General features: G+C 39.5%; 13 protein-coding genes. 2 read left to right on the forward strand and 11 right to left on the reverse strand.

Features of this window, described 5'->3' with window-relative positions:
* Nucleotides 1-114 precede the first annotated feature (114 nt).
* From P3J6_RS12570 to P3J6_RS12590, 5 genes are all read right to left on the reverse strand, one after another.
* Nucleotides 115-693: a cold shock domain-containing protein gene (locus tag P3J6_RS12570; RefSeq protein WP_198523806.1), complete on the reverse strand. Its 579-nt coding sequence runs from the start codon at nt 691-693 to the stop codon at nt 115-117.
* A 151-nt stretch (nt 694-844) separates the two neighbouring features.
* Entirely contained in the window at nt 845-1,036 is a 192-nt protein-coding gene (locus P3J6_RS12575; RefSeq protein WP_232735502.1) for a hypothetical protein, read from the reverse strand.
* A gap of 194 nt (nt 1,037-1,230) precedes the next feature.
* Nucleotides 1,231-1,830: a hypothetical protein gene (locus tag P3J6_RS12580; RefSeq protein ID WP_198523195.1), complete on the reverse strand. Its 600-nt coding sequence runs from the start codon at nt 1,828-1,830 to the stop codon at nt 1,231-1,233.
* A gap of 118 nt (nt 1,831-1,948) precedes the next feature.
* Nucleotides 1,949-2,734, reverse strand: coding sequence for a hypothetical protein (locus tag P3J6_RS12585; protein WP_198523196.1), 786 nt, complete (start codon nt 2,732-2,734; stop codon nt 1,949-1,951).
* 120 nt (nt 2,735-2,854) lie between these two features.
* Nucleotides 2,855-3,250 (reverse strand): hypothetical protein, encoded by a 396-nt coding sequence (locus P3J6_RS12590; RefSeq protein WP_198523197.1) that lies wholly within the window; start codon nt 3,248-3,250, stop codon nt 2,855-2,857.
* A gap of 399 nt (nt 3,251-3,649) precedes the next feature.
* Here P3J6_RS12590 and gloA point away from each other — a divergent pair, with 399 nt between their 5' ends.
* Nucleotides 3,650-4,177: a lactoylglutathione lyase gene (gene gloA, locus P3J6_RS12595; protein WP_076918687.1), complete on the forward strand. Its 528-nt coding sequence runs from the start codon at nt 3,650-3,652 to the stop codon at nt 4,175-4,177.
* 79 nt (nt 4,178-4,256) lie between these two features.
* Here gloA and htpX read toward each other — a convergent pair whose 3' ends face one another.
* The 6 genes from htpX to bioB form a co-directional block, all read right to left on the reverse strand.
* A complete protein-coding gene (gene htpX, locus P3J6_RS12600; protein ID WP_075169202.1) occupies nt 4,257-5,120 on the reverse strand; it encodes a protease HtpX in 864 nt (287 codons plus the stop codon).
* A gap of 249 nt (nt 5,121-5,369) precedes the next feature.
* The gene (locus P3J6_RS12605) at nt 5,370-6,929 is read right to left on the reverse strand and encodes an FAD-dependent oxidoreductase (RefSeq protein WP_198523198.1); all 1,560 of its coding nucleotides are present in this window, start codon (nt 6,927-6,929) and stop codon (nt 5,370-5,372) included.
* 156 nt (nt 6,930-7,085) lie between these two features.
* Complete coding sequence (gene bioD, locus P3J6_RS12610; protein ID WP_198523199.1) at nt 7,086-7,769, reverse strand: dethiobiotin synthase; 684 nt, start codon at nt 7,767-7,769, stop codon at nt 7,086-7,088.
* A 10-nt stretch (nt 7,770-7,779) separates the two neighbouring features.
* Entirely contained in the window at nt 7,780-8,613 is an 834-nt protein-coding gene (locus P3J6_RS12615; protein ID WP_198523200.1) for a methyltransferase domain-containing protein, read from the reverse strand.
* Nucleotides 8,610-9,764, reverse strand: coding sequence for an aminotransferase class I/II-fold pyridoxal phosphate-dependent enzyme (locus P3J6_RS12620; protein ID WP_198523201.1), 1,155 nt, complete (start codon nt 9,762-9,764; stop codon nt 8,610-8,612). Before P3J6_RS12620 ends, P3J6_RS12615 begins: the two co-directional genes overlap by 4 nt.
* 14 nt (nt 9,765-9,778) lie before the next feature.
* Nucleotides 9,779-10,819, reverse strand: a complete 1,041-nt coding sequence (bioB, locus tag P3J6_RS12625) for a biotin synthase BioB (protein ID WP_010390068.1) — start codon at nt 10,817-10,819, stop codon at nt 9,779-9,781.
* A 96-nt stretch (nt 10,820-10,915) separates the two neighbouring features.
* On the opposite strand from bioB, the gene bioA reads away from it, so the two are divergent.
* Nucleotides 10,916-12,217 (forward strand): adenosylmethionine--8-amino-7-oxononanoate transaminase, encoded by a 1,302-nt coding sequence (bioA, locus tag P3J6_RS12630; protein ID WP_198523202.1) that lies wholly within the window; start codon nt 10,916-10,918, stop codon nt 12,215-12,217.
* The last annotated feature ends 70 nt before the right edge of the window (nt 12,218-12,287 follow it).

The following is a 12,287-nucleotide window of genomic DNA, read 5'->3' on the forward strand; positions in this document are numbered from 1 at the left end:
TCCATGATAAATGGCTTTAATCCGCCAGCTATTTATAACTGTATTACTAAAAATCGTATTCCACTTAACAGGTATCAACTAATTTTTAGTTTATTAATAACCCCAATATAAAAACTACCTATTCCCAAACTGCCGTTCACAGGGCTCGCCATCTTTATCACCGTCCATTTTGGTATTTGGGCAATGTTGAATAAAAAATAATGCCTCTGCATAGGAAGTCATTTGGCTACAGTGTTGGCGGCCATCACAACGAAATGTTGGTGGTGTTTTAGTAATTGAGTTTGAACTAGCGGGCATAAATGACTCTAAATTAGCATTAGTCACTACAGGTGTTTGCTTGGTATTTAAAAAACCGGTTTTATACACATTAAAACCAATACTAAAAATAATACCAAGTGTTATAAGTTTCATTAAAGGTGAGTTCTTACCTGAGGTTTTGCTTATTCTAAACGGCCTTGTTGAAGTTTTTATGTGTGGTTGTGCGAGTACGCCCTCAATACGGCAATTTACAGCTTTGGTTTTACCGTTAGGCTCAGTCGCTACCTCAAAGTAAATAATGTCGCCCACTTTAGGTTTACGGCTCATATGTTTGAGCGACGATATGTGTATAAAGGTATCGTGTTGCAGTGTGCTTGATTTAATAAAGCCAAAGCCTTTATCGTCATTCCACGATTTTAATATTCCTTTGTTTATCCTTGAGTCGTCCATTTCATTATTTTTAATTTTACAACCGTTTTAAAAGAGGTTTAAAACCAAGCAAGCCTTAGTGAGTTAAACTTAGCAATTTTCCATGTTAACTAACTCATTTTGCAAAAAAAGCGTATTTTTGCTTCTTTTAATGTGCTTAAAAATACAGAAAAGCACAAATTCCGCCCCCCATAAACGCAATTTGAAAGCTAGATAGCGAAGAAAAACTAAATTGCTGAGAATACATGTACTGCCCTAACAACTGTGCAAAGGTAGCTACACCTAAAATAATTAATAATGGGCACACAACTAGCGTAAACCAAAACCAAATACGTTTAATACCTTTCATAATTAATGCCTTTCATAAAAAATCCTTTTCCTTAATTTGACTTAGAAATTAATTAGCTAGTGAGCCACCAGCATTTTATTTTAAAAGCAACTTATAAGGTTGCCGCATGAGCTTGATGTCTGAAGTCAAGATTTGACCCCATTTGGTTTAAAATGGTTTAAAATTAGGAATTGACATCATAGTCACTTGTTAGCTTACTTACCCGGCTTTCTAGTTGAGGTATTTCGTCGTTCCATTCTAATTCGTTCTGCTAACTCTTTATTTAGTTTGTTTTTTAAAATCAGTGTATCTTCATACTCATGTGCAGACATCACTTTAGATGCTTTACCCGTAGAATTAATACCAACAACACAGGTAAGCCCACCACCAGACGAACCCTCTTTAGATTTTTTATAACCAATAAAATCATGGTAATAAGATAAGAAAGTTTCCTCATCAGTACCCTTATTTAACAACTCTTCTATATTTACTTCACTAGTTCCAAAATAAAGTTGCCCCGTCAAATCTAATTTACCCTCATTGAGTACACCATAAACTAGAAAATGATGCTGGCTTCTCTCTTCGAGTGCAACTTTGGCTTCGTTGTATTTACCTGAAGCAAACTTATCCATTTCACTCGATATACAGTCATGATCCTTCTTGAATTCAATTAACACCCAGCGGTCGTTATTTTTGAGAATAGCATCACCACCTTTTTCTTGAACCCCACCAAGCGGTGCCACTGCCATTTCAATTTCTATGTGATTTTGAACAAATGCATATTCAACTGTTTTTTCCCACCAAAAATATTCCACTAACATCTCCTTTATTTTGTAAGCTTACGCTTGCCATAAACGGCACAAAATAGCTGGCTAAAATTAGCGACGTAGGAGCACAAGCCAGCTGTTTTGTGTCCACGGTTTTATGGCCTTGTTAGCTCTTGATACGTGACAAGCCTTCTTTCTGCTTAGCGAAATTCAGTAACATTAAATCAAATAATTCAGGAACTTTTGTAATTTCTTGAAAGCAGAATTTATAGCATTTTTTATTAAACCCAATAAAATCTTGGTGATACTCTTTACTAGTTGGACGAGCACTAATAAAAAATTCAAAAAGAAAACCCGTAAAGCAAAAACATATAGCTTGACCAATTTGGTTATGATTAAGACTATAGTCAGTTCTTACGAATGGACTTACTATAAAATCTCTTAGATCTTTTTCACTAAAACCATTTTCAGTACTATCTATCAAGCGAAAGCCTCTTACTAAAAATGTGCCTTTTGAGAGCTCAGTTTTCGTATTCAGCCCACTTCTGATACTTTGCTGTATTTTTGGAGGAAGATTAACATTGCTAAAACTTGGGTGTGATGACTCACTCATTCTCCAAAGTATTGACGCTAAAAAGTCTCTGAACTTTCTAGTGTTGAAGTCTGATAGGATAATGCCTGATTCATCTTGGCTTTTTAAAGCCTTTTTCCCCGAAAGTACAAGCATACCGTAACTTTCGTAGTGTTGATTAAGCTTTCGTTCACACCCTTCGCATAACTGCGTTGTAGCCCAGCTATCCTGTGAATGCTTAATTTCTTCATTCTCAATTAAGGACAACTCTATAGCTTTGCCATTGTTGGCTCTAAAAATTTTCTTAAAAAATGAATCTGGAATTGCGTGCGATTTGCATAAATTGCTATGTTTAAGGCATAGCTTACATTTCTCAAGCATAACGTCCTTTGTTTAATTAAAAGAGCTAACGCCCGCTTAAGCGGAAAAATATTGTTGGCTAAAATGTTGAACGGAGTGAAAACAGCCAACTGTATTTTCCGTTTAAAGCGCTTGTTAGTTTTATTTAGTGCTGACTTTAAATAATGAACCATTTCTCCAATCGATGTTGTCACCGATTGCAGATGCGGTTTGATGTAATGCTGATGAGAAGTTACCACCAGAACCATATATACCGCAATCCTGACATTCACATAGATAAGAAGCATTTTCCAGTTTATAAGTATTTAGCTTTGTTTCACCACATTGAGGGCAATCATTAATTGACTCAAGAAATTGTTTCTTTTGCTGTTGAGCCTTATCAATAGCTTTTTGCTTTGTTTTGGTTATCAAATCAATTGCATCGGCATTCATCCCTTTAATATCAGCATCAAGTTTTTCTTTGGCTATTTCTTCTGCACTCGGAGGTTGCGGAGCCTCCTCAGGAAAATCTTCGAAGTATTCTGACCACTCGCCCATATTCATTATCCTTATGTTATGTACAAACTATGATTATAAAACTAACAACTTTGTCTACGACAACTGTCGTTTTATAAACCGACAAATGTCCATATATTACATTGCATTTATCTTAACCCTCAAATAAACACCTGTAAACAACTAGTTAACTACGGCTCAAACTTCATAAATGCAGAAATACCCCAAAATGGTGGAGATCAGTAATATTGGACAAAATACCACGAACTGTATAAATACACAGCACCTATAAACATCCCATTTTCCGCTCATAAGACCCCAACTAACTGGCCGGTAATTTTGCCTGGTGGTTTTAATTTTTGCTGCTGTTGATTATGATGTGCGTTATCTGCCTTTTTAAATCCATTAAGGTTTTTCAGTCATTTTAATAAGGATTATCTCATGTCTAGCTATAACGAATCTCCAGAGCAAATTGCACAGGCCACTGAGGGCTATGTGATGCAGCAGACTATGTTGCGTATTAAAGATCCAAAACCGTCGCTGGCATTTTATGAAAACGTATTGGGTATGAAGTTGTTAGGTAAGTACGACTTTCCTGGTATGGAGTTTACTTTGTACTTTTTAGGCTACGAGCAAGATATGCCTAAAGGCGATGATAAAGAAAAAACTCAATGGGTGTTTCGCCGCCCTGCGCTGATTGAACTTACCCATAACTGGGGTACTGAAAACGACGACAGCTTTAGCGGTTATCACAGTGGTAATGAAGAACCAAAAGGCTTTGGCCATATTGGGATTAGCGTGCCCGATGTATACGCTGCCTGTGAGCGCTTTGCTAAATACGATGTGGAGTTTGTAAAACAGCCAGATGGCGGCTCAATGAAAGGCCTTGCCTTTATTAAAGACCCAGACGGTTACTGGATTGAAATACTCTCGCCAGAGGGCATTACAGATATTATTCAATCGCAATAAAAAACATAAAACATAAAACATAAAAAAGCCTGCAAATGCAGGCTTTTTGTTTACAAGTACTGTGAAAAACTTGAATTTTTTAACGACGTAGTGCGTCTATACGTGCATCAAGCGGTGGGTGAGATGAAAACAACTCAGCCATGCCTTTACCACTGGCAATACCAAAGGCCATCATTGAGCCTTCTAATTGCGATGGGTGGTTTTGCTTTAATCGCTCAAGGGCTGAACGCATTTTGTCTGCGCCTACTAACTGAGCTGCGCCGTTATCGGCTGCAAATTCACGCTTGCGGCTGTAATGGGCAACTACAACACTGGCTAATACACCAAATAATACTTGAAATAACATATCGAATAAGAAGTAAGTCCAGCTGCTGCCGCCCTCTTCTTCATCGCTATTTATAAAATTATCTACAATGCCCGCCAGCACTTTTGCGGCAAAAATAACAAAGGTATTAACCACGCCTTGAATAAGTGTTAGCGTTACCATGTCGCCATTAGCCACGTGCGATACTTCGTGCGCAAGCACTGCCTCTGCTTGATCTTGGGTCATGTTGTGTAATAAACCCGTGCTTACCGCCACCAGCGAGTTATTTTTACTCGGGCCGGTTGCAAAAGCGTTCATTTCTGGGCTGTCGTAAATAGCCACTTCAGGCATATTAATACCGGCTTTTTTAGCTTGCGCGGCAACCGTGTTCATTAACCACTGCTCGGTTTCGTTACTTGGTTTTGTAATAACCTGCGCACCGGTTGATTTTTTCGCCATCCATTTCGACATATACAAAGAAATAAACGACCCACCAAAACCAAATACAGCAGCTATTAATAAAATACCACCCAGGCTACGATGGCTTAAGCCCAGCGCACTCATTATGATTGAAAGCACAACACCTAATACCAACATAACCGCGAGGTTAGTTAATAAAAACAAAAATACACGTTTCATACATGGTCTCCAAAAATAACATTTATTGCTGAGCGACTTCTTTTTGTTGATCGGCCATAGCAATCACTGCGTTATGACACACTATGTCATAACGTCAGCGCTATTTTGTGACAAACTATGTCATAACGCAAGGGATATTTTTAAAGTTTTATATATATTTAATTAAGTTAAACTTTCTAGGTTTTTTTCTGTTCAACAGTAAAAATACACTTCTAAAAACAATATAATTCAATAAGTTATTTTTTTATACTATACGCTTTTATATATACCGTGATTAACATTTGCCATATCTGTGGGGAAGCCTCGCTCTTTTGCAAGTACTTGTGCAATTTTACTTATATCTTCATTGCGACTGTTCTTAAGGTAGGCCCATTGGTGATACTTAAGGTGGTTATTACTGTCGTGTTCTGTGCAAATTAAACCAAGCTTTATAAATTCAGCTACTATTTCGTCAGCAGCGATCAAAGTTGATGACGCTTTTACATTTTCGGCTCGTGCGTAGCTAATATGCGAATATAAACTTACGTCGGCAACGCGTAAGGTGTCGTCTTCGCCAGGGATCTGTTGGCCGCCAAACAAGGCATTGTTTTGCGTATTAGCGTTTTTAAATGCTGGTACAAACTCAGCTACATAATCAATCGCTTTTTGACCACGTGCTTTTAGCACCTGCTGATCCCAACCATTATTTATATAATTTAAGTACTTAGCAGGGAGTTGTGGCTGTGCCGTTTGCTCAGTTGTATCAGCTAGGCCATCCTTAAACAAGGTAATTGAGTTAGTCATACCATGAATTTGATAAAAGCCATTAGGGTACGGCGTTAATTGTGCCATGCCCTCGGGTGTACCTCGGTTACCATAAATAATAATTTCGGGTAATTGCCCGCCAGCGCCTTGCCAGTGTGCAATGTATGAGGCTTTAAATTCGACCATACGCTTGGGCTTTACGCCTACCATGTCATCAACAATACCGGTTTGAAAGCCACAGGCGTTTATAAGGTAATCTACTTCTGCTGTTTGGGTCGTGTTGCTTTGGTTGTTTTGATATTCAATTTTCCATTTTGGCATTTGATTTTTAGCACTACTTTGCTCAACTTTGCTGACTTGCTTTACCTCTGTGCTGGTAAGCACGTTAGCGTGTTCGTACTGGGCAAGCGCAAGCTGTGCACTTGCTGATAATCTAAATATATTCCAACCGTATTCTTGAACAACAATAAGTGGGTATTTTACTTTGTTTAAGTTTAAATGCTTAGCAACGGGGATCATCCACTCATCTAGCGTTTTAGGCTCAGTAACCTGCTCTTTTTTACTCAAGGTTATCATTTGCTCATGGCTATAAAGCTGATAGTAATTATCAGGCTCGCCAAGAACTTTATTATTATGATCTTGTTCAATTAAGTCTTTATATGCGTTAGTAAGCTTGTCTAACCTTGGCAGTAAATCATCCGGTGAATCATCATCACGCGTTGGCACAGCAAATACAGTTGGGCGTACATCTATGCTGTAAGGATATAGTCGTAAAATATCAATACATTGTTTAAGTAAATCTATACAGTCTTGATCTGGAATTTCACGGTATAAATTACCACCGGCGTGCAGATGACACATAGGAGGGCCGTCAATAAGTGACTTTTTTTTCTCAAATATAGTCGTTTTTATGCCCAATGCCGCAAGGCGAATCGCAATTGTTGCACCTGCAGTTCCCCCACCTAAAATACCTACATGGGTTTTAGGCAGAGCACTTTTTGCTAGATCTGATTCGGCCTTAACCTGCGTATTATAAGCGTAGTTCTTAATAAATGGGTGGGTCATGGTATTTGTTATTTCCTTAGTAACAATAGCACTGTGTAATTAGCGTTATATATGCATACAGGGTGTGTATTTCAAGGCGCTAAACATATTTATTAAACCGGTGTATTTAATATATATACTGCTTTGTATATTTATATAATTACAAAGCAGTATAGTTTAGGCATTTATAGCAAGTGCAGTAAGAAGAGTTTTATAAATTTGTAATTTAGGGGTTTGCTCGGTATAGGGGCTTATAGCAAGCAACGGGAATGGTAAACGTGTTTTAAGCGAATCTAGGTTTGCTTGGTATTCATCCATGGTGAAATCAACTTGGTTGGCAATCCAGCCAATGCAATTAACACCCATACTTTGCATATGTGCTGCAGTGAGTAATGCATGATTTATACAGCCTAGTTTCATCCCTACCACTAATATTACGGGTAGTTGCTCTGCTTTTACCCAGTCATATAAATATTCGTTATTATTAATTGGCAATGCCCAGCCGCCCGCACCTTCTGTTAAAAGGTAGTCGGCACCTTGTTGCTTCACATTTTTATAAGCGGTACGTAGCTTTTCAACGCTTAGGGTTACTCCCACTTGCTCTGCTGCAATGTGCGGAGCTATGGCGGGCTCAAAAGCAAACGGATTAACAATGTCGTATTTAGCGCTCACGGTCGCGCTTTCCATTAGCATTAAGGCATCGGCATTCACGAGCTGATCAAACGCAAGTTCACACCCTGATGCAATCGGTTTAAAGCCAATTGCGCGCTGTTTATGTTGAGCGAGTAACTTTAATAGCAAACTGGTTACGTGAGTTTTACCCGCGTCGGTATCGGTACCGGTAATAAAAAATTGCTGCATTGCCTTACCTTTAAATTTTTGCTTTTTCTAATGATAACAATACCACATGGTAAGATACATGGGCTTGGTTGTTTATAAGCGGATACGCCGCACATACTTTTTGTAGCGCCGATTTAGTTAATAAACCAGGGCGTTGGCTTGCTTTATTTTGCGATGTTGCCCCAATGGCTTTAATTGAACTAATCGCTTTAAGCGGGCTTGTAAACTCATCAGTATAAATAACCTCTGTCGCGCTATTAATAATAAACCCTGACTTTTTGACCGATTGGTTTATATTATCGCGACTTAAAAAGTTATTAATGTGGCTATGCGAATCGAGCGCGGCAAACGCCGTTTTTATTTCATGTAGTGAGCCTTCAACCACCGTACTTATGTACGCCTGCCCGCCGGGCTTTAAAGCTGAATGTAATGAATGCATTAGCATTTTAAAATTAGCCGACCACTGCAGCGCAAAATTACTAAATACCACATCAATACTATTTTGTTGTAATGGTAAGTTATCCATGTCGGCGCAAATACGCGGTGCGTTTACTGCACTATTTTTAAGCATGTTGAGGCTTAAATCCATGGCAATTACCTGTTTGTATATTCCTTGTAACGCTTGGGTATTCACTAACGGCCCCGCGCCTAAATCAATACAGTGTTTGTGCTTAGTGCTCGCATCATGCTTAATGAGTTTAATTAAATCGATTGCGGCTTGTTTTTGTACATGCGCATGGGCTACATATTGGTTTGCCGCTGTTGAAAACTTGCGTTGCGTTACCTGCTTTAAACTATTAACAGCTAAACAAGCTAACGGTGACTTTATACGCGAGTTAGCATTTGTAGCGTGTGCGTTTATCATGCAATGGCCTTTTTTAAACAATTTACCAATGTTGTTATGTCTTGCTCGGTATGGGCGGCGGTTAAGGTAATGCGGAGCCTTGATGTATTATGCTGCACCGTAGGCGGACGAATAGCGGTTAGCCAAATCCCCTGTTGTTTGAGCTGCTCACAGGCTTTTAAAGTCTGTTCGGCACACCCTAAAACTAAGGGTTGAATAGCAGTGGTCGAATCCATTAAGGCAATTTTCTGCTCATTGGCTAAACGTTTAAATAAAGCAATATTAGCGTTTAATTTTGCTCGCTTGCGGTTAGCATCACGTATGGTTTTAATTCTTGATAATGTATGCGAAGCAATAAATGGCGACATTGCGGTCGAATAAGTGTAATCGCGGTTAAACTGCAACATGTAATCAATAAATTCACTCGAACCTAATACACACGCCCCGCTACTTGCCACCGCTTTACCAAAGGTGATCACTAAAATATCTGGCAAATTATCTGCCGCTATAAGTGGCTCACAGCTTCCCAAACCCGATTTACCCAGTACGCCAAAGCCATGCGCATCGTCTATCATTAACCAGGCGTTATGTGCTTTAGCTAAACTAAGTAATTCAGTTAATGGTGCTTGGTCGCCATCCATTGAGAACACACCCTCACTCACAATCAGTTTATACTTAGCATTGGACTTTTCCAGCCGTGAACGTAAATGATTCATGTCGTTATGGTTAAAGCGAACAAGTGCCGCGTTTGCATGCAGTGCGCCGTCGATTAAGCTTGCATGATTAAGTTTATCCTGAAAAATCGCACTTTGCTGAGCAATGGCTTTATCTTGAAATAATGCTTTTATAACACTGCTATTAGCACTAAAGCCCGAATTAAACAGCATGGCATTGTTATAGCCCAACTGAGCACATAAGTATTTTTCGAGCTGTTGCTGCACACCTTGATAGCCAGTAACTAAAGCAGAGCTATGACTTCCTAAGCTATGCATACCTTCAAGCAAAGTGGGCTCATCGGCAAAGCCTAGGTAGTCGTTACTGGCAAAGTTAAGATAGCGTTTATTATCAACTATAATTTCACGCGCACTGGCTTGCTCAATAACATAACGCTTGCGGTTAAGCGCGCTTTGCTGGCGCGCTTGTAAATGGCTATTTATAAAATCAAATGACATAGCAATACACAATGTTAAGCAGGATAAAACAATTCTGAACTGGCTTTATCGGCCACTTTAGAAGATAACGACGCAGCAACGGCTTCATCTGAATAGTCTTCTGCCGTTTCAGGGTTCATACCCAGTTTTTTAATTAATTGCATATCAGCATCAGCTTCTGGGTTTTCTGTAGTAAGGAGTTTATCACCATAAAAAATGGAATTAGCACCGGCAAAAAAACACATCGATTGCATTTGCTCATTCATTGCGCTGCGCCCTGCCGATAAACGCACATAGCTATGCGGCATCATGATACGCGCGGTGGCAATAGTACGAATAAACTCAAACTGATCTAAGTCGTCTACGTTTTCAAGCGGTGTCCCTTTTACTTTTACTAGCATATTAATAGGGACGCTTTCTGGTTGCTGCGGTAAATTAGCCAATTGCATTAATAACCCATAACGATCGCTGGGTTGCTCACCCATACCGACAATACCGCCAGAACAAACTTTCATACCGGCATCACGCACATGATCAATAGTGTTTAGTCTGTCTGCAAAGGTACGGGTAGATATAATTTGTTCGTAGTATTCAGGTGAGGTATCTAAATTATGATTATAGTAGTCAAGCCCGGCATCACTCAGCGCATGCGCTTTTTCATTGGTAAGCTTACCTAGGGTCATACAGGTTTCAAGGCCAAGCTCTTTTACTTCTTTAACCATTTTTGAAATGTACGGCATATCACGGTCTTTAGGATCTGACCACGCAGCGCCCATACAAAAACGGGTGGCGCCTTTTTGTTTTGCAAGGCGTGCTTGCTCTACTACTTTTTCTACTTCTAGCAGGCGCTCTCGTTCTAGGTCGGTTTTATAATGACCTGATTGCGGGCAATATTTACAATCTTCAGGGCAAGCACCTGTTTTTATTGATAGTAAAGTAGAAATTTGCACCTGATTAGGATTAAAATTAGCACGGTGTACGGTCGCGGCTTTAAAAAGCAGATCGTTAAACGGCATTTCAAATAAGGCTTTAACCTCGCTATGGGTCCAATCGTGGCGAACTGTTGCAAGCTCCATAATACTCTCTTTTATTTTTTTGCTCTTGGTGTTATTGGCTTAGAATACGTATTGCCGTACCATTGTCAACGAAGCCAACTTAATTGAAGTTTACATATGAGCACAAAACACACAATAGACCTTGATTTTGACCGAAATCACATTTGGCACCCTTATACATCAATGACTCAACCAATTCCGGTTTACCCTGTTACATATGCCAATCACAACCTTATCCACCTAGAAACAGGCGAGAAACTCATCGACGGTATGGCCTCTTGGTGGAGCGCAATACATGGCTACAATCATCCCGTTTTAAATAATGCGATGACAGAGCAAATCAATAAAATGAGCCATGTAATGTTTGGCGGCATTACGCATTACAGCGCAGTGGAGCTTTGTAAAAAGCTAGTAGCAATAACGCCCGAACATTTAAACAAAGTATTTTTAGCCGACAGCGGCTCGGTTAGTGTTGAAGTAGCGATTAAAATGGCGCTGCAGTATTGGTTAAGCCAAGGCATTAATACTAAACAAAAGTTAATGACTCCGTTTAAGGGCTATCATGGCGATACCTTTGCGGCCATGAGTGTGTGCGATCCGGTTAATTCTATGCATAGCTTGTACTCTGGCTTTTTACCTGAGCATGTATTTGTACCTGCACCTGTTAGCCAATTTAATGACGAGTTTAATCAAGCCGAGGCGGATGAACTAGAACACTATTTTTTAAAACACCACCAGCAAGTTGCCGCCTTTATTATTGAACCCATAGTACAAAACGCAGGAGGAATGAACTTTTATCATCCTGAATATTTAGCCTGTGTGCGCAAGTTATGTACTCAATACGATGTATTGCTCATTTGTGATGAAATTGCCACAGGCTTTGGCCGTACAGGTAAAATGTTTGCTGTAGAGCACGCCAATGTACAGCCAGATATACTTTGTATTGGCAAGGCACTCACCGGCGGCACCATGACCTTATCAGCCACGTTAACGACCGATAAAATAGCGATAGGCATTAGCGAAGGTGAAGCCGGTGTTTTGATGCACGGACCTACATTTATGGGCAATCCACTCGCCTGCGCTGTGGCATGTGCCAGTATAGACTTATTGCTTGAACAAGATTGGCAAAAACGAATTTGTGAAGTAAACCAAGCACTTCAACAATTACATCAGTGTGGCTCACTTACTGATGTAGCTAATGTGCGCACTTTAGGTGCAATTGGCGTGGTAGAGCTGACAGATGAGGCAGGAATAGTAGATGTAGCTAAAATACAGGCTTATTTTGTTAGTCAAGGAGTGTGGATACGCCCCTTTGGTAAACTAATTTACTTAATGCCACCGTATATAAGTGACGATGCCAGTATTAAACAGCTTTGCGATGCTATATATAACGCCATAAAGGGTAAACATTACGTATAGATGGTTAATTATTTTAGCCACTAAAGTTAAAATTAAATTGATATTTCTATTTAGTTATTATTCCTCTGTA

This window comes from Pseudoalteromonas sp. 3J6, from assembly GCF_903995135.1.
In the GTDB taxonomy this organism is placed as follows: Bacteria; Pseudomonadota; Gammaproteobacteria; order Enterobacterales; family Alteromonadaceae; genus Pseudoalteromonas.